Origin of the sequence: Halomicrobium sp. HM KBTZ05, assembly GCF_041530035.1 — an archaeon.
In the GTDB taxonomy this organism is placed as follows: Archaea; Halobacteriota; Halobacteria; order Halobacteriales; family Haloarculaceae; genus Halomicrobium.
Genome location: NZ_CP168057.1, coordinates 732,583 through 749,953 on the forward strand (window position 1 = coordinate 732,583; position 17,371 = coordinate 749,953).

At 68.3% G+C, this 17,371-nt stretch carries 17 protein-coding genes; 7 read left to right on the top strand and 10 right to left on the bottom strand.

Translation table 11 applies throughout. The annotated features are described in order from the left end of the window. Positions 1–18: 18 nt before the first annotated feature. The 6 genes from ACAH01_RS03885 to ACAH01_RS03910 all read left to right on the top strand — a co-directional run bounded on the left by ACAH01_RS03885 (position 19) and on the right by ACAH01_RS03910 (position 6,523). The gene (locus tag ACAH01_RS03885; RefSeq protein ID WP_170092481.1) at positions 19–1,068 is read left to right on the top strand and encodes a threonine-phosphate decarboxylase; all 1,050 of its coding nucleotides are present in this window, start codon (positions 19–21) and stop codon (positions 1,066–1,068) included. Further along, positions 1,061–1,786 carry an adenosylcobinamide amidohydrolase gene (locus ACAH01_RS03890; protein WP_372480293.1) on the top strand — a complete coding sequence of 242 codons (726 nt, stop codon included), beginning with the start codon at positions 1,061–1,063 and terminating at the stop codon, positions 1,784–1,786. The genes ACAH01_RS03885 and ACAH01_RS03890 overlap by 8 nt, the downstream gene beginning before the upstream one ends. Continuing rightward, positions 1,779–2,432 carry a cob(I)yrinic acid a,c-diamide adenosyltransferase gene (locus tag ACAH01_RS03895; protein ID WP_372480294.1) on the top strand — a complete coding sequence of 218 codons (654 nt, stop codon included), beginning with the start codon at positions 1,779–1,781 and terminating at the stop codon, positions 2,430–2,432. The genes ACAH01_RS03890 and ACAH01_RS03895 overlap by 8 nt, the downstream gene beginning before the upstream one ends. A gap of 260 nt (positions 2,433–2,692) precedes the next feature. Continuing rightward, positions 2,693–5,149 (top strand): integrin alpha, encoded by a 2,457-nt coding sequence (locus ACAH01_RS03900; protein ID WP_372480295.1) that lies wholly within the window; start codon positions 2,693–2,695, stop codon positions 5,147–5,149. A 61-nt stretch (positions 5,150–5,210) separates the two neighbouring features. Continuing rightward, entirely contained in the window at positions 5,211–5,978 is a 768-nt protein-coding gene (locus ACAH01_RS03905; RefSeq protein ID WP_372480296.1) for a P-loop NTPase, read from the top strand. After that, entirely contained in the window at positions 5,975–6,523 is a 549-nt protein-coding gene (locus ACAH01_RS03910; RefSeq protein WP_153554324.1) for a hypothetical protein, read from the top strand. The genes ACAH01_RS03905 and ACAH01_RS03910 overlap by 4 nt, the downstream gene beginning before the upstream one ends. On the opposite strand, the gene ACAH01_RS03915 is transcribed toward ACAH01_RS03910, so the two are convergent. From ACAH01_RS03915 to ACAH01_RS03925, 3 genes are all read right to left on the bottom strand, one after another. Then, the gene (locus ACAH01_RS03915) at positions 6,520–6,753 is read right to left on the bottom strand and encodes an HTH domain-containing protein (RefSeq protein ID WP_012807666.1); all 234 of its coding nucleotides are present in this window, start codon (positions 6,751–6,753) and stop codon (positions 6,520–6,522) included. The genes ACAH01_RS03910 and ACAH01_RS03915 overlap by 4 nt on opposite strands. 224 nt (positions 6,754–6,977) lie before the next feature. Then, entirely contained in the window at positions 6,978–7,787 is an 810-nt protein-coding gene (locus ACAH01_RS03920; RefSeq protein ID WP_372480297.1) for a helix-turn-helix transcriptional regulator, read from the bottom strand. A gap of 145 nt (positions 7,788–7,932) precedes the next feature. Next, positions 7,933–8,481: a hypothetical protein gene (locus ACAH01_RS03925; protein ID WP_153554322.1), complete on the bottom strand. Its 549-nt coding sequence runs from the start codon at positions 8,479–8,481 to the stop codon at positions 7,933–7,935. A gap of 159 nt (positions 8,482–8,640) precedes the next feature. On the opposite strand from ACAH01_RS03925, the gene ACAH01_RS03930 reads away from it, so the two are divergent. Continuing rightward, positions 8,641–9,147 carry a DUF3592 domain-containing protein gene (locus ACAH01_RS03930; RefSeq protein ID WP_208627093.1) on the top strand — a complete coding sequence of 169 codons (507 nt, stop codon included), beginning with the start codon at positions 8,641–8,643 and terminating at the stop codon, positions 9,145–9,147. A 49-nt stretch (positions 9,148–9,196) separates the two neighbouring features. On the opposite strand, the gene ACAH01_RS03935 is transcribed toward ACAH01_RS03930, so the two are convergent. The 7 genes from ACAH01_RS03935 to ACAH01_RS03965 form a co-directional block, all read right to left on the bottom strand. Then, entirely contained in the window at positions 9,197–9,601 is a 405-nt protein-coding gene (locus ACAH01_RS03935) for a hypothetical protein (protein ID WP_372480298.1), read from the bottom strand. Next, positions 9,594–10,292, bottom strand: a complete 699-nt coding sequence (locus tag ACAH01_RS03940; protein WP_372480299.1) for a hypothetical protein — start codon at positions 10,290–10,292, stop codon at positions 9,594–9,596. The genes ACAH01_RS03935 and ACAH01_RS03940 overlap by 8 nt, the downstream gene beginning before the upstream one ends. Next, a complete protein-coding gene (locus tag ACAH01_RS03945; RefSeq protein WP_372480300.1) occupies positions 10,289–10,738 on the bottom strand; it encodes a hypothetical protein in 450 nt (149 codons plus the stop codon). Before ACAH01_RS03945 ends, ACAH01_RS03940 begins: the two co-directional genes overlap by 4 nt. Further along, positions 10,735–11,442, bottom strand: coding sequence for a type IV pilin (locus tag ACAH01_RS03950; protein WP_372480301.1), 708 nt, complete (start codon positions 11,440–11,442; stop codon positions 10,735–10,737). The genes ACAH01_RS03945 and ACAH01_RS03950 overlap by 4 nt, the downstream gene beginning before the upstream one ends. Beyond that, positions 11,439–13,331: a type II secretion system F family protein gene (locus ACAH01_RS03955; RefSeq protein WP_372480302.1), complete on the bottom strand. Its 1,893-nt coding sequence runs from the start codon at positions 13,329–13,331 to the stop codon at positions 11,439–11,441. Before ACAH01_RS03955 ends, ACAH01_RS03950 begins: the two co-directional genes overlap by 4 nt. Further along, on the bottom strand, positions 13,321–15,534 hold the full coding sequence (locus ACAH01_RS03960) for a type II/IV secretion system ATPase subunit (RefSeq protein WP_372480303.1): 2,214 nt from the start codon (positions 15,532–15,534) through the stop codon (positions 13,321–13,323). The genes ACAH01_RS03955 and ACAH01_RS03960 overlap by 11 nt, the downstream gene beginning before the upstream one ends. Before the next feature lie 84 nt (positions 15,535–15,618). Next, positions 15,619–17,274 carry a long-chain fatty acid--CoA ligase gene (locus tag ACAH01_RS03965; RefSeq protein ID WP_372480304.1) on the bottom strand — a complete coding sequence of 552 codons (1,656 nt, stop codon included), beginning with the start codon at positions 17,272–17,274 and terminating at the stop codon, positions 15,619–15,621. Positions 17,275–17,371 lie beyond the last annotated feature (97 nt).

Here is a 17,371-nt window from a genome sequence, read left to right on the forward strand (position 1 = left end):
AGGGCCGGTATGGTCTGTATGCTTCCCGACGCCGTCGACGAGCTCCGAGAGTCCGGTAGCGAGGACGGTGCCGTCGACGAGCAGGGCCGCGTGCCACACGGGAGCGCCGACGACCCCTGGGTGCTCGATTTCAGCGCGAACACCAATCCGCGCTCGCCCGACGGGGCCGCCCGCGTGTACGAGTCGTCGCTCGCTTCGGCCCGACGGTATCCGCCCGACGACTACTGTGCCTTTCGTGCCGCCGCCTCGGAGGTCGTCGACTGCGAGGCCCGCGAAGTCATTCCGACCGCGGGCGGGCTGGCGGCGATCCGGCTCACGCTCCAGACGAGCGTCGAGCCGGGCGGCTCCGTCCTCGTCCCGGCACCGAGCTTCGGCGAGTACGCCCGCGAGGTCCGCCTGCAGGGAGCCACGCCCACCTTCGTCGATCACGACGCGATCCTCGACGCCGACCCGACCGGTCACGACCTCGCGATCGTCTGCAACCCGAACAATCCGACCGGCGAGTGCTACGACGCCGAGCGACTGCGAGCCTTCGCCGAGCGCTGTCGCGACGCGGGCACGACCCTGCTGGTCGACGAGGCGTTCCTGGGGTTCACCGACGAGCCCTCGCTGGCCGGCACGCCGGGCGTCGTCGTCGCCCGCGCGTTGACGAAGCTCTACGGGCTGCCGGGGCTGCGAGCCGGCTACGCCGTGGCCACCGGGCGACACCGCGACCGACTGGACACCGCCCGGATCGCGTGGTCGCTGAGCGGGCCGGCGGCCGCCGTCGGGACCCACTGCCTGCGTGATACGGAGTTCGTCGCGGCGACCCGCGAGCGCGTCAGCGCCGAGCGCGAGCGAATGCGGACACAGCTTGCCGGTCGGTTCCGGGTGTCTCCCTCCGACGCGCCCTTCCTCTTGCTGGAACTCGACGGGCGCGACACGGTCGAGGAGTTGCTCGCAACGGTCCGGGAACACGACATGGCGATCAGGGACGCCCGCACGTTCCGCGGGCTGGACGCACACGTCCGGGTCGCCGTGCGGATGCCAGACGAGAACCAGCAGCTGCTGGGCGCTCTCGATGTTTGAGGCCCAGATCCGGGACGGCGTCTGTCAGTGTTGCGGCGACGGCAGCCGCTGGCTGGGGACCGGTCCAGCCGGGGGGTATCGACGCGCCGACGCCGTCTACAACGTCACCGTCCCGGCGGGGTTCGACCGCACGGACCTGTCGAGCTACGTCGTCGAACGCCGCCGACGCGCGGGATTCGAGACCGACGGCCCGGGTCTGCTCACAGGCGTCGACGTGACTCACGCCCGCTGTGCCAGTGTGGGAGCGGTCACGGTCCTGGCGACGGTCGGCCTCTCGAACCCGGCCGCCCTGCCGCTCGACCCAGGTTCTCACGAGGGAAACAGAGCAGAAGACACCGACGACGCGTGGCGTCCCGGCACGGTCAACCTCGTCGTCGGGACCGACCGAGCCCTCGGCGACGGCACGCTGGCGGAACTGCTGGCCACCTGCGTCGAAGCCAAGGCCGCGACGCTGTCCCAACTGGTCGGGGTTCCGGGAACGACGAGCGACGCCGTCCTCGTGGGAACGGTCACCCACGGCGACCCGGCCGACTTCGCCGGCAGTGCGACGACGGTCGGGTCGGCCGCGCGAGCCTGCGTGCGAGAGGCCGTCCGGGCCAGTTTCGAGGCGCGGTACGCAGACGACGAGCCGCCGGCGTCGGTCGCGGAGGCACAGTACGGTGTCACGACCGATCGTCAGGCCGATGTGTTCGCGCCTCGGAACTGCGAGCATGACTGAGGACACGGACGGCGGTCCGCGGGCCGAACCGATCACAGCCAGCGCACCCGCCGACTTCGGCCTCGTACAGGCCTGGTGGGGCGACGGCAAGGGAAAGACGACCGCCGCGCTGGGGATGGCGATGCGGGCGGCCGGCCACGGCTATCGCGTCCACCTGTTGCAGTTCATGAAAGGCGGGACCAGCAGCGTCGAGGACGTGCGGGGCGAGTACAACGCGATCGCGGCACTGCCGGGCTTTTCCTACGAGAACGCCGGCCACTACGGCTGGCACGGCTTCCTCGACGGCAGCGACGACGACGAACACGGTGCTCGTGCGCGGGGCGCGCTGGCTCGCGCCGAGGAACTGATCGAGGCCGCCACCGTCGCCGACCTCTCGGCACCGCTCGCACTCGATGGCCCGCCCGAAGACGGGCTCCACATGCTCGTCCTCGACGAGATCCTCTACGCCGCCAACCGCGACCTGATCGCGCCTGCGAACGTGATCGAGTTGATCGAGGCAGCGCCCGACGGTCTCGAACTGGTGTTGACCGGCGGCCACGAGCGCCCGGCGTTCCTGACCGAGCACGCCGACCTCGTCACGAACGTCGCGAAGGAACGCCACCCGCTGGACGACGGCCAGGGTGCGCGCAAGGGCACCGAGTTCTGAGTTCGGGGTCGAGTGTCACCGGTAATCTGGCCCTATCGCAGTTCTTCGGCATCGTGATCGACTGTTGCTGTGTCGACCGTTACATGCGGAACGTCGTCGTTGCTTACCGGTGAGCGTCTACCAGTCCCGACGCTCACCGGGCCATCGCGACCACCGTCCGTGTCAGTTGCCACGATAGTCGCCGATTTCGGAGGAGTTAGCTCGGATTTCCGCCAATTCTGTCTCCATAACGAAGTGTATCACAGACTCTATCTATCGTAATGAGTGATAGCTCTCAGATCCGATCGCGGACCAGGCGGGCGACGATCGTCGTCCTGATCGCCGCCGTCGTCGCGACGAGCCCCATCGTCGCGGGCGTGACAGCACTCGGCGACGACGCGGGCATCTCACAGCGAACAGACGACATCGCCGCCCAGCAGTCAGCACCCAGTGGTTTCTCCGGCGAGACGAACCTCTCGGACGCCGACACGAAGTACGTCGGCACGGCCGAAAACGACACGGCGGGCTGGTCGGTCGCGTACGCGGGCGACGTGAACGGTGACGGGATCGACGATCTCGTCGTCGGCGCACCGGAGAACGACACCGGCGGGACCAACGCCGGAGCGGCCTACATCGTCTTCGGCCCGACCGATCCGGGCACGGTCTCGCTGGCCGACGCCGACGTGACGCTCACCGGCGCGGCGGCCTCTGACCGCGCCGGCTACGACGTGTCGTACGCGGGTGACGTGAACGACGACGGCTACGCAGACGTGATCGTGGGCGCACCGGGCAACGACAGCACGGCCAGCAACGCCGGGGCGGCCTACGTCGTCTACGGCGACGACACGATGGCCGACCGGATGAGTCTCGCCGACGCAGACGTGACGCTGACGGGCGAGTCGCCGGGCGACCGCGCGGGCTGGTCGGTCTCGAACGCCAGCGGACTCGACGGCCCAGACGGGGTCGCCGTCGGCGCACCCTTCGCCAACGACAGCGCCGGAGCGGCCTATCTCGTCTCCGGCGAGCAGCTGTTTGGCACCGTCGACCTCGGGGCGGAGTCGACCGCTACGCTGACGGGCGAGTCGCCGGGCGATCAGGCCGGCTGGTCGATCTCGCACGCCGGGGACGTGAACGCCGACGGCACGGCCGACGTGATCGTCGGTGCGAACAACTACACGGCCGCCGACGGATCGACCGGTAGCGGCGCGGCATACGTCGTCTACGGCGCGGTCGGTGGCGAGCGCGATCTCGGCGACGCCGACCTGCGACTCCGCGGCGTCGACGGTGCGGACCGCGCGGGCTGGTCGGTCGCGTACGCGGGCGACGTGAACAACGACAGCACTACCGACGTGATCGTCGGCGCACCGTTTACCGATCCCAACGGAACGGTCGCAGCAGGATCGGCGTACGTCGTCTACGGCGAGCGCGACCTGTCCGGCGACGTGTCACTGGCCGACGCGGACGTGCGCCTGGACGGCGAAGGTGCCCGCGACCGGGCGGGCGTTGCCGTCTCATCGGCTGGCTCCGGCGACGTGACCTGTGACGGTGTCGACGACGTGCTCGTCGGCGCGCCACAGAACGACTCGAACGGGAACGCCTCCGGTGCGGCCTACGTCGTCGCCGGCAGCGAGTCGTTCTCGGGCAACGTCTCGCTGAGTGACGCCGACGCGATCTTCCGTGGCGAAGCGGCCGGCGATCGAGCGGGCCGCGCGGTCGCCGACGCTGGCGATCTCGACAACGACAGCTTCGACGACATCGCGGTCGGTGCGCCACGGAACGACAGTACCGCAGCCGACGCCGGAGCGACGTACGTGGTGAACAGCGACTGTGCAGTGCTCGAAACGCCAACGGACACTCCGACCGATACGCCGACGGATACCCCGACGGACACGCCGACGGATACGCCAACCGACACTCCGACGGATACCCCGACGGACACGCCGACGGATACGCCAACCGACACGCCGACCGATACGCCGACGGATACGCCGACAGACACGCCAACGGACACACCGACGGATACCCCAACGGACACGCCAACGGATACCCCGACTGACACCCCGACGGATACGCCAACCGACACGCCGACGGACACGCCGACCGACACGCCAACAGACACCGACACTCCGACGGACACGCCGACCGATACGCCAACCGACACCCCGACAGACACGCCAACGGACACCCCGACCGACACGCCGACGGACACGCCGACGGATACCCCGACGGACACGCCAACGGACACTCCGACCGATACGCCAACCGACACGCCGACCGACACTCCGACGGACACCCCGACCGACACGCCACAGAATCTCGCGGCGATCAGCTTCGTGGCGTTCTGTGTCCCGGGCGAACAGGGACCGGGCAACGATCCGTGTCCCGAAGGCGAGCGCCTCCTGGTCAAATTCGAGGACCAGGGCGACGGGACGTTCGTGCCAGAGGGCGGCGATTCGATGGGCGTGACGATGACTCCGACCGAGTACAAAAGCGGGACCGGACAGTCGGAAGTCGTGACGGTCGAGTGGAGCGCCGGACAGTCGATCTCGACGGTCGTCGTCAAATCTGCGACCGACGAGTGTCAGTTTGCCGGGGGCACTGCTGGCACGGCGACCTCCTGTGGACCGCCGCCGGGTCAAAGTTCCCAGTCGGGACCCAGTGGTTCGGGGCCACTGCCGCCGATCTTCCTCGCCGGACTGGCAGCGACCTCGCTGGCGGCTGTCGGGCGGCGCGACTGACCGGCTGCGTTCGATCCACATCCACAACTGTTTAAAACAAGGCGAGACAGCCGATCGTACGATGGTCGAGGCCTTCGCGGTGGCGAGCGGCAAAGGTGGGACCGGCAAGACGACCAGCACGCTTGCGCTGGGGATGGCTCTGGCCGAGGAGTACGACGTGACGGTCGTCGACGCCGACACGGGGATGGCGAACATGCTGTTTCACGCGGGGCTTGCGGACGTGGAGACGACGCTTCACGACGTGCTCGCGGCCGACGCGCCGGTCGAAGCGGCGACTTACGAACGGTTCGGGATGACGGTCGTCCCCTGTGGAACGAGCCTGGACGACTTTCGCGACGCCGACCCGACCCGTCTGCGTGCCGTCGTGGCCGATCTCGCCGCGGCGACCGATATCCTGCTGTTGGACTCGGCCGCGGCCCTCGACAGTCGCTCGGCCGTGTTGCCGATCGTACTGGCCGACCGCGTCATCGTCGTCTTGCAGCCGACGATTCCGGCGCTGTCCGACGCGCTCAAAGTACAGGAGTACGCGACCTCCTACGGCACCGACGTGGCCGGACTCCTCTTCAACAAGGTCCACGACGACGACGCGATCGACGAGATCGCGGCCAAGACCGAGCAGTACTTCGACGGGCCGACGCTGGCGACGGTGCCGGCCAGCGAGGCTGCTCGTGAGGCTCGGCGAGCTGGCCGGCCACTGCTGGCTCACGCGCCGTCTTCGCCGCCGGCAACGTCGTTCAGGCGGGCGGCGACGCGGATCGACGTTCGCGACCGTGGCTCCGAGGCAGTGGCGGATCGGTTCCGGAGTGCCGTGATCCCCGACTCGCCATGAACGTTCCCGAGGGGAGGCTGGTCCACTCGCGGGTCGTCGCCGATCCGCGCGATCCGCTGGCGGCCGCGCTCGATCGGTCTCTGACGGGCTACGCCGTCTTCGAGCCCCAGGAGACGCTGTTGCTGGACGCTGGCGGCCACGGAATCGTCACGTTTCGCGACGGCGTGCCCGAACAGGCCTACTACACCGGGACGGATCGTGGCGGCCCCAGTGCGCTGGCCGATCTGGGGATGCCGGGACCCTACCACGTCGAACTCGTCGCGCTCGACGACGCGGCACTGGCCCGGATCGGCGACCACGCCGAACTCGCAGTGCCACCCGGGATGCCCGCCGAACGTCTCGCGGGTGATCCCGCCCTCGCGGCCAGTACCAGGCGCGCTGCCCCGGCCGACCGAGAGACGGAAACGCCAACCGACGACGATCCCGACCGCTCTGAGGCCGGTGCAGTCGAGGCGTTTCTCGACGACGAAGCGAAGATCGACGCCATCAAACAACAGGCCAGAGCGGAAGCCAAGCAACGGGCCGAAGAGTGGGGCTTCGACTAGTCCATCCGGACCGGGATCCACCAGACGCGGCTCCGACCGCCGACCTTCTTGCTCGTCAGATCTGTACTCTCCTGGAGGTCGTGCAGTTTGTTCAGGGCGGTCCGTCGAGAACAGCCCAGCAACTCCGCGACCTCCGAGGCCGTCAACGGCTCGGCGTAGTCGTCGCGGTCTTTGAACACCTCGATCACGTCGGATTCCGTGTACTCGACTTCACGTCCGGGCGGTGACATGTCTATCAGTTCGGTCGGCGAGTATATATACGATGTGCAGGATCGCTCCGACAGTGCTGTTACAGCCCCTGTAACACTTGGCGACAGGTAACTATAGGTGTTCCAAGAACTGCTATCGATACGTGGTGGCGTCGCCACCTCGGACCGCCCCGTAGCCGAGCCCGTGGTTCGACCCGTCGTCTGTCGCCCGGCGGCGTCGAGCACCACCCCGCTGACGATTCGCGCTACTCCTCGACGCTACTCTCGGAGAGTACGTCTGCCAGCGGTCGTGCCCGGTCTTTCGTCGTCTCGAACTGCCGGCGTACCCACTCGACGACAGTCTCGTCGTCCGATTCGAGCACCGCACGCACGTTGTTCGTCTCGTCGTAGGCGACGACGGCGGCGCGGTCCGACCGGACCATCAGTCCGTCGGTCAACGGTTCCGGCGCGACCCACACGTCGACACACTCGTGTGTCTGCCCGCGTTCGAGTGCGGTCTCGAAGTCGGTCATCGATCGTTCCAACACGTTCTCGTCGATCACCATCTCGACGCTGAGCTCCGTCTCCAACAGTCCCGAGACGGTCTCGTTGAACGTGTTGGCGACGATGGGTGTCGTCGTCTCGATGTGGTCGCCCTGGCTGTCTTTCAGCCACTCGACGATGCGGTCGACGGCTGCCAGGGGCTCTTGCTCGGTGGCCTCCGTGATCGTTCCGTGCTCGAACGCTTCGGCTGGGAGCGGCTCGTCGAACGGATCCAGATGCGTCGCCAGCGGTGCGAGCCTGTCGGCTCGCTCGACGGTCTCCCAGAGGGTGCGATATCGCTCGTGTACTCGTCGCCCCGTCAGCGTCGCTCGATACCGCCCGTCGATCTTCTCGGCCCACGTCCGCTCTCGAAAACCGGCGAGGATCCGCTGGACCGTGGTCCGCGTCGCCTCGACGCGATCACAGAGCTCCGTCGGGCGCAGCGGCTCCTCGCTGAGTGCGGCGAGTATCGTCGCCCGGTGACGCGATCCAGTCAGGAACTGGAGATCGCTCATCACCTCTCGGTCTGTCATCGGTACTCCCCCGGAGTTATCGTCTCGAAAACAAATACCTGACGTTCGCAGCGATCCGTCTTCGTCATCCTGCCGGCTGTACGTCTGTGAAGAATTTCGCGACCCCGTGGTCGCGAATATGTCGAAACAGGTACAGCCGGCAGTATCAGCTCTCGCGGCCCGCCACCGTCGGCACCCGCACCGTCGCCATCGTCCGTCCACGCTCGCTCGTCACGGTGAGGTCGACGGCGACGCCCAGGACGTGCGTCCGATCGGCCCGCTCCTGTACGACGACGCCGTCGATCGCGACACAGCGACCAAACGACCGTCCGTCGCCACTCGGACACGACGACGCCGCCCACCGCTGGGCGTCCGTCGCGTTGTAGCTCAGCGATCGCGCCGTACCGGCGTCGAGGCGTGCCCGCTCGACGTGCTCGATGCGGGGTTCGAGCCGATCACGCACGGTCGTCGCCGCGTCGTCGCGGTCGGTCCACCCGTGCGCTGCGGGCACGTCTGCGCTTGCCGTCGCCAGCGCCCGCGTCAGCGTTCGAGTCGCGTCGGCCGTCGGATCGTCGTAGTCTCCACCAGCGCGCACGTCGGCGTGATAGCCCAGCTGTAGATACGCCACCACGATCGGGATCAGCGCGACGGCGACGACGACTGCCGCGACGAGGACGAGTTGCCCACGCCGGGCGTCCGGGCGTCTCGAAGACACAGTATCATTCACTCCCACTCGATAGAATATAAAATATCGCCTCTCGGAGCGAGCGACCTGCCGTGACTCTACACGAGACCCTCTCGACAGTACGGGGCCGTCGTCCGTCCCGTCGCGAGGTTCTGGGGTTTAAGTCGCTCCGGCTTTTCACCTGCCGGCGTGTCCCCGAAACTCTCACTCGCAGGCAAACAACTCGACCTCCTCCAGGGCAGCGTCTTCATCCTCGTGGTCGGTGTCGCCATCGCCGGCTACGGCGCGTACGACTACCAGCAACAGGCTCAAACGCTGTCGGACACGACGACGATCGAGGCGACGATCACCGACACCGGCGTCGAGACGATACCCCAGCGGCGCGGCCGCACGGACTACGAGCCGACGGTCACCTTCGAGTACCAGTACGACGGCACGACCTACACCGGCAACGACATTCGCCCGTCGAGCATCGCGACGGACTACGACACCCGCTCGGCGGCCGAGGATGCTCTTGCGGAGTACGAGGTCGGCGAGACGGTGACGGCGTACGTCAACCCGGCTTCGCCGGGGCAGGCATTCCTCGAAAACCAGCCGTCCGACGGACCCGTGCAGTTCGTCGTCGTCGGCGGCGTGACCGCGCTCGTCGGTGCCGCCTCCACGCTTCGATCTGGCGGTGACGCCGCCCAGGAGTGACCGCTCACCACTCTCGCTCCGCGTCGTTCCGGCCGACTTCGTGCACCGACTACGAGTACCACACTCGAATCGTCAGTGGCCCCTCGACGGTCGTCACGGTGGCCTCGCCGGTAGCGACGCCCCCGGGGACGGGAAACCCGACGGCTCCGTGTGGTGTCTCGACCCTGAACATGATGTTGTCGGGTAGGATCGCATCGGTCCGATCCCGTAGCTCGCCTCGCTCGCGCTGGAAGGACCGCTCGTCGGCGAGGATCTCGGCCAACCGCGTCGCATCTCGGTGTTCCGGCGGTTCGTTCACCAGGATCGTCGCCGCGTCGTTCGCGTAGGCCGTCAACTGTGGCTCTCGGGTGTCGGGCGTGGGCACGCCGACGACGAACCCCAGCGCGACCGCGAGGATCACGACGACGCCGAGTGCGGCCTCCAGCAGCGAGACCGGTAGCTGCGCCCTATCCATCGGCAGTCACCGCCAGCGTCGCCTTGCGTGTCCGGAGCGCGTCGTACTCCACTTCGACGCTGCCGTCCGGTAGCGGTCCGCTCGCCGAGAACTGCAACGTCGTGGTTTCGAATCTGGAGAGGTCGATCTCGTAGGTGCCGGCGAGTCCGTCCTCGTCGTGGAGGACGACGCGATCGTTCGCTCGGACCGTGGTCACGCTCGTGCCGGCCGGCGGCACGAGCGTGAGGCGTGCGCTAGCGCCCCGCTGTGGCAGCGTCACGCGCCGTTGCCAGCCCAGCGACGGCTCGATCCGTTCCGTCGTTCGCTCCTCGACGACCACGAGGCGACGGATCGTCGTTCCCGTTCGCGGCGTGCCAGTCGTCACCAGCGAGTCGCCGTCAAGCTCGACCCTGACTGCCGTCTCGTCGGTGACCGGGAACGCCGTTCGCAGCTGGCGCTGGTCTACGTTCGACAGCCGCTCCTCGTCGAGCACGTTCGCGCGTTCCGTCAGCGGCGACTCGGGCGCGACGAGGCCGGCCGCCAGCGAGACGGCGACGCGTCGCTCACCGGGCTCGCGGTCGGCCGCTCCGATCGCGCCGTCGGCCAGTGCGAGGCCGATCCCCGTCACCATCGTCAGGACCAGCAACGCGATCGCGAGGGCGGGTAACGCCGTCTGTGCGCGCTCGCTCGCCCCACGTGTGCGCCCGTTCACGGCCGTCCCTCCCGGAGCGTGACCACCAGATCGCCCTCGACCGTCCGGACGACGACTATCGACTCGCTGGCGCTCTCCCACGACCCGGTCACCCGTCTCACGCTCGGTGGCACGACCAGTCGACTCCGGCCGCCGACGGCGGGGTCGGGGTGATCGAGGACGAGCGATCGACCGTCGGCCTCGATCGCGTAGCCGCTGCCCCGGATCGTCGCCGGCAACCTGACGCGCTCGCGGACGGTCACGTTCGCGACGTTCGGCGGGATCGCTTGCTCGACGCGTTCGGTCGCCGTCGCCAGCGTCCGATCGCCGATCGACGCCCCGGCGGCGTCGCGGGCTGCCGGGACCGCCCCGCCGAACAGCGTGGTAGTCATGCCGGCCAGAAAGAGCGCGACCAGTCCGATCGTGATCGTCTTCTCGACGACCGGCGTGACCGCGCGGTCGTTCACGCTCCCACCTCCAGTCGCATGTCGTGGACGACCAGATACGCCGTCCGCGTCCCCTCGTACTCGATCACGACGCTGGGGACACCGTCGCCGTCGAGGTCCCGGACCGTCGTGTCCAGACCGCGGTCCCGTGCGAACCGCTCGAACGCGCCGGGGGTCGCCGTCTCGATCGCGACCCGGTACTCGCCGCTCCCGAGCGCCCGCCGGTCGTGCGTGACGTTGGTCCGGAGCGTCGTCGTCACGCCGCCCGTCCCGCCGACGCTGCCGCCGCCGTTGAGCCGCTGTGCGCCGACGACGAGCACGTCAGGTCCGCTCGTGATCGGTGGCGTCGCTCTGAGCCACGTGTTGTCGTCCCGGCCGCGGGTGATCGCACCGGCGACGGCCCCGACGCGGCGCTGCTCGCTCTCGAAGACCACGGCGTCCGTCTCGACAGTCGCCACGACGCCACTGGTGTCGAGGACGCGGAGCTCCCGGTCTTCGACGCCGAGGGTCCCGTCGGCGAAGCTGACCGTCGCCGAGCGGTGGCCCGTCGTCTCGACCGGCCGCAACGCGGTGTCGAGGTCGTCCGCGACGCGGGTCGCGTCCGCACTCGCCGTCTGGTCGTCGACGATCGTCCCGATCGTCGCGGTCAGCCCGCCCATCGCGATGGCCGTCAGTCCGAGCAGCAGGACCACGCCGACGACGTGTGACTGTGCGCGGTCGGTCATACCATCCCAGCCCCGGTGAAGACGACGTAGGCCACGGCGACGAGCGCGCCCGAGTGGAGGAGCGCCTCGTAGCGCCCGCGGCTCGCGGTGCCGGCGAACCACCCACAGCCAAGCATCGTCGCCTGCGTGACGACGTAGAACCGATAGCGGTCGCGGGGTGGATCGACGGCGGTCGGATCGATCGTGATGCCGGGGCCACTCGACACCGTCGAGAGCTGTGCGAACCCGTCCAGCACGTAGGCGTTGACCGCGACGACGATGCCGACCACGAGCAGTGCCGTCGTCCAGCCGACGGCGACGTAGACGAGCAGCGACGAGCGGAGCGCCTTGCGCTCGTGGTAGAGCTTCCCGATCTCCGTCTGGAGGGTCTCGAACACGTCTTCGGCGTCGCTGCCGGCGTCGAGAGCGCCGACGACGAGCCCGATCGTCTGCTCTGCCATCGGCGTCCCGACTCGCTCGACGAACCGATCGAGTGCCGCGGCCCGGCCGTCGGTGGCGTCGTCGTCCGGACTGGCGGTCAGGCCGAGCGTGAACGCGAGCTGGTCCACGTCCGACTGGAGCGCGCCCAGGTCGACCTCCTCGGCCACCCGCTCGACGGCCTCGCTGAACGGCCGACCCAGACTGACGTGGCCCGACACGGCGTGGACGAAGTCCTGAATCTCGCGGTCTTTCGCGTCGTCGACTTTGGCGCGTCGAACTGCGACGGCTCCGACTGGGAGTCCGTACGCGACGTAGGCGAGCAGGGCGACGTTGACCGGCCGATAGCCGAGTCCCACGAGGACGGCGACGACGACTGGCACCGTCGGGGCCAGCACGCGCGCAGCACTCGCCGGGTTCCGACTCGCCGTCTCGACGATCGAGCGGAGCGACGCCGGAGCGGCGTAGGACGGTGCGCTGGCGCTGTGTGGCCGAATCGTCGAGACCAGCAGCGACGCCGACGCACCCGCCGCGAGAACGAAGCCGGCACTGCCGTAGACGAGCACGCTCCGGACGGTCATCGGTCCCACGGGCGTGGCGACCTGCTCTGACAGTCCCGGCGAGAGTACGCCCATGATCGTCACGATCAACACCAGCAGCGCCGGCAAGACGAGTAACACGACGAACAGCTCGGCCAGGAGTTCGAGAAACCCGGTCGCGCGCTCGTGACGGCGCGACTGTTCGTGTGAGAGGAGCCGCCCCTCCATCTGGAGGTACCCCTCCAGCGCGTCGGCGCTCTGGTTGGCGTGCTCGCGGAACTTCAGCAGGAACGGTGCCAGCAGGTCCCGCGAGGGCGTCTCGCTGGCGACGTGTTCTAGCCCCTCGTCGAGACTGCCGGTCAGCGCAGCCCGGTTGAGGATCCGCTGGAAGGCGACGGCGGTCTCGCCGTACGCGTCCTGGTCGGCGACGCGCCGGAGCATCGCCCGCTGATCGTGTTCCCCCGACGCGAGCACGCGGAGGTAGCGAACGGCACCGGGGAGGGTCGCCTCGATGTCGCTGCGCCGTGCCTCGCCCACCCACCGCAGGTACGTACTGCCGGCCCGGACGACGAGCAATCGCAGTACCCCACCACCGACCAGACCGGCTCCGACGGCGACGACGGGTCGCGGGACGACCGGCCAGTGGACCTGATTGACGATGGGCACGCCGTTCTGGAAGAACGCGACGACCTCGGCCAGGACGGACGGCGGGACGACCGCGGTGACGACCAGCGTGAAGAGACACCCGACGAGTCCGGCCACCCAGGCCAGTCCGTACGTCCGGGCCAGATACAGCTCGAAGCTCGCGTCCAGATCTGCGGCCCGGTACCGGACTCTGTCGCCGTCGTGGCGGCCGCTGTCGGCGTGCTGTGCGAACAGGGCGTACAGGCCCCGATCGATCGGGTTCAGCTGCCGTGGCGTCTCAGTCGCCATCGATCTCCTCCCCGCGGACCGTCGGTTCGTCCGTCCGTTTTCGGTGTAGCCGCTCGACCGTCGCCGCCTCGTCGGTCTCGAGGTCCGCCAGCAGCGCGAACAGCTCGTCGGCGTCGGTGATCCCTTCCTGTACGAGATACTGGACGTAGCGGTGTCGGCGCTCGAACATGGCTTCGACGCCGTCGACCGTCTGGTCGGTCTGGTCGGCCAGCCGCTCGAAGGCGTGGATCGGCTCGCTCCCTTCGCCGACCAGCCCCGCGAGCTCGAACTCGCCGTTTCGATCGCGCGTGCAGACGGTGTTCCAGTACACCGTGGCGTCGGCCTTCCGGACGACGCCGCAGTTGTCGGCGTCCCGATCGAGCGCTCGGTACGTGGTCTCGTCGACGATCTCGACGACTTCTCCCACGAAGCGGTCTTCGCCGACCCGCTTGGGGAACACGAGGAGATCGATCTCCTGCAGGAGGTAGGGGGGAAGGCCCTGCTCGACGACGCGGTTGACCAGCGTCTCTACGTCCTCGGCGTGGGTCGTCCCGAGCAGCCCGTGGCCCGTGTTCAGCGTCTCGGCGAACGTCTCGAAGCTCGCTGCCGTGTTCACCTCGGCGATGACCTCCACGTCGGGGTTCAGATAGTTGCACTCGGTCATCAGGTCGGCCATCGTCACGCGGCGGTGGTCGCGCTCGTGGTCTCTGGTCGTCAGCGAGACGCCGGTCTCGTGTGGAATGAACACCTCCCGGGACCCCTCGTCGATCGAGATCGGGCGATCACGATAGGGGATGAAGGGCATGTGGGCGTTCATCAGCGTCGTCTTGCCGACGCCGGTCGGTCCACAGAACAGCACGACGCCGTGGTGCTCGTACAGCAGCCACAGCAGTGCGACCAGTTCCGTCGGGAGCGCGTCCCGTTCGATCAGGTCGACTGGCGTCATCGGGTCCGGCGACTGCTTCCGGATGGAGATGTGCGGGCCGTCCTCGCTGATCGTCGGCAGCGCGACAGCACACCGGATCGTCTCCTCGACGCCGTCGGGGCTGAGGTTCACTTTCGCGCTCGGCGTCGAGGCGTTGAGTTCGGTGCCGTCGTCGGCCGCGAGCTTGGTCACGACGTTGACGAACGCCCGTTCGCTCTCGAAGCAGAGGTTCGTCGGAACGCGTTCGTTGTGGCCCACGTCCAGTCGCGGGACGACCTTGATCCGCTCGTCGACCCTGTTGGCCTCGATGTCCTCCAGCGTCGGGTCCCGGACCGGGACCGTCAGCTTGCCGTATCCCACGAGGTCTCGCAGCACGTAGTACAGCAGATCCTCCAGCCGGTCGTCGGCGAAGCGACGGTCGACCGGCGGCACCGTCAGGTCGTACTCCGCCAGCGCCGTCCGGAGCCGGTACCGGGCGGCGTCGAACCAGGCCCGCGTGTTGCGGATGGTCAGCTGTCGCGAGAGGAGCGTCCGAGCCCGGTCGCGGACGAACGCGACCTCGTCTTCGAGCACCCCGTCGATGCTGGCCTCCCAGACGCGCGTCTTGCAGGCCTCGATGAGTTCTTCGTCGCCCGGAAGCTGGTCCGGTTCGCGGACCGCGTACTTCGTGGTGAACGGATCGTCGCCCAGGACGTTCTCTCGGTAGACGATCACGGGGATCTCGAACTCGTGGAAGGTGACGGTGTGTTGTTCGAGCCGCTCGCTGGCAAAGCGGTCCAGAAACTCCGTGTCGGGATCGAGATCGGTCTCTGCGGGGGCGAAGTCGTCGGTGTGGACGCGCACGGACTCCGCACCCAGATCGGCCACGTCGATGCGGTCGTCCAGCGCGTAGGGCGTCAACTCTCCGAGGCAGGCGAGCGAACACAGCGCGTGGTAGTCGAGCCGTCGTCTGGCCGCGGGCGAGCAGTCGACGAGGCGGTCGATCACCCGCTGGTGTTTCTCGTCGAGCCCCGACTCGACGCGTTCGATCGCTCCCTCGCGCGTGCGCGGCCGGTCGACGTGTGCGTCGGCGAAGTACTCCTCGACGGTCGCGAGCGCGTCGGCGTCCTCGACCGACAGCAGCGGGTCCCGTAGGTCGTACTCGAATCCGGCCGCCGTCTCGGTGACGGTGACGACGACTCCGGGGTGGATCTCGTCCTGATCGCGAACGTCGGGTGCGTACCACGCGTCTGGGTCGTCCGGCGTGACGGGTGCCGGGACCGCCGGGGCGCTCGTCTCTCCCTCCCCCTCTGTGAGCATGGACGTTGCTCGGGACGAGATAGTACTTAAATTTGTAGATACGGCACAGAATTATACTGCTGGCAAGTCGTGACGGCGATGCAGCTACCGCTGTCCGGGGGCCTGCTCGCGGACCCGCTCCCGGAGTTCGTCGTCGACGTACTGATCTTCCAGGTCGATCTTCGAGAACTTCCCCGTCGCTCCTTTCGGCACCGCCGGAATGAACTCGATGGTGTCTGGCACCCACCACGAGGGGTACTCCTCGGCGACGAACGAGCGAAGCGTCTCGCGCAGGTCGTCGTCGGCCGTGGCGTCGTCCTCGACGACGACGAAGGCGGCGGGGCGCTCGTCCCAGGTGGGGTGTTCGACGGGGATCACTGCCGCCTCCGCGACCGCTTCGTGACCCATCAGGCGGTTCTCCAGTTCGACGCTGGAGATCCACTCCCCGCCGCTCTTGACGAGGTCGTCGAGGCGGTCGACCACGTCGGTGTATCCGTTCTCGGTGACTCGTGCGATGTCGCCGGTCTTGAGCCAGCCGTCCTCGGTGATCGACCGCTCGGTCTTGTCGGGGGCGTTGAAGTACTCGGTGGTGACCCACGGCCCCTTCATCAGGAGTTCGCCGAGCGATTCGCCGTCCCACGGCACCTCCTCGCCGTCCTCGTCGACGACTTTCAGCTGGACCCCGGGCAGCGGTAGCCCCGCGTGGGCACGCGTCGCCGTCCGCTCGTCGCCGTCCGCGTCGACGTTGCTGGGAATCGTCTCGGCGAGGTGCGTGATCGGCGTCGTCTCGGTCATCCCGTAGCCCGAGACCAGTTCGATGCCCAGATCCTCGCGGTAGCGTTCGATGAGGCCCTTGGGCGTCGCCGACCCACCCGAGAGGACGTACTCCAGGGAATCGAGGTCCGGGTCCGCCTCCGAGGCGTGCTGGAGCAGCCCGCGCCACACGGTCGGCACTGCCGCGCTCTGGGTCACACCCTCGGACTCGACGAGGTGGGCGAGGTCTTCGGGCTCCGGGTTCGGGCCGGGGAGGACCTGCTTGGCACCGGCGGCGAGCGTCGCGAACGGACGGCCCCACCCCGAGACGTGGAACATCGGCACCACGGTCATCGCGGTGTCGCGAGCGGTGAGGCCCAACTCGCCGGTGAGCAGTCCCATCGTGTGCCCCCAGTACATCTTGTGGGTGTACTCGACGCCCTTTGGCATCCCCGTCGTTCCGGAGGTGTAGCACATCCCGGCCGGCTGATCCTCGCTCACGTCGGGGAACTCGTAGTCGGGGTCGCCGTCGGCGATGAACGACTCGTAGTCGGTGACCGGCTCCAGGTCGGTCTCGGGGACGGTGTCGCCCATGACGACGAACAGCTCGACGCTGTCGAAGGCCTCCTCGTCGTAGGCCGCTTCGAGGGCGTCGAGCATCGTCGGGTCGACGACCAGCACCGCGTCCTCGGCGTCGTCGACGAGGTGCTGGACGTGTGCGTCCGGCAGGAGGATGTTGATCATGTGCAGCTGTGCGCCCTGACAGGGCACGCCGAAGTACAGCTCGTGGTGCCAGTGGTTGTTCCACGCGAAGGTGGCGATCCGGTCGCCCTCGCCGTAGCCACGCCGGTCGAGGACGCTCGCGAGCTTCCGGACGCGGTCGCCGTAGTCCGCGAAGGTGTAACGGTGGATTCCTTCGTGGGTCCGAGAGACGATCTCCTGATCGCCGAAGACGTTTTCCGCGCGCCACAGGAACTGATGCAGGGTCATATCGCTGCCGCCTGGCATACGACTACCATCGTGGTAAATAATGATAAATGTGCGCCCGTTCGGGCGGATCGCCGATCGGCGGGTTCCGATAGCCGTTCGACGACCGGTCGTCGGG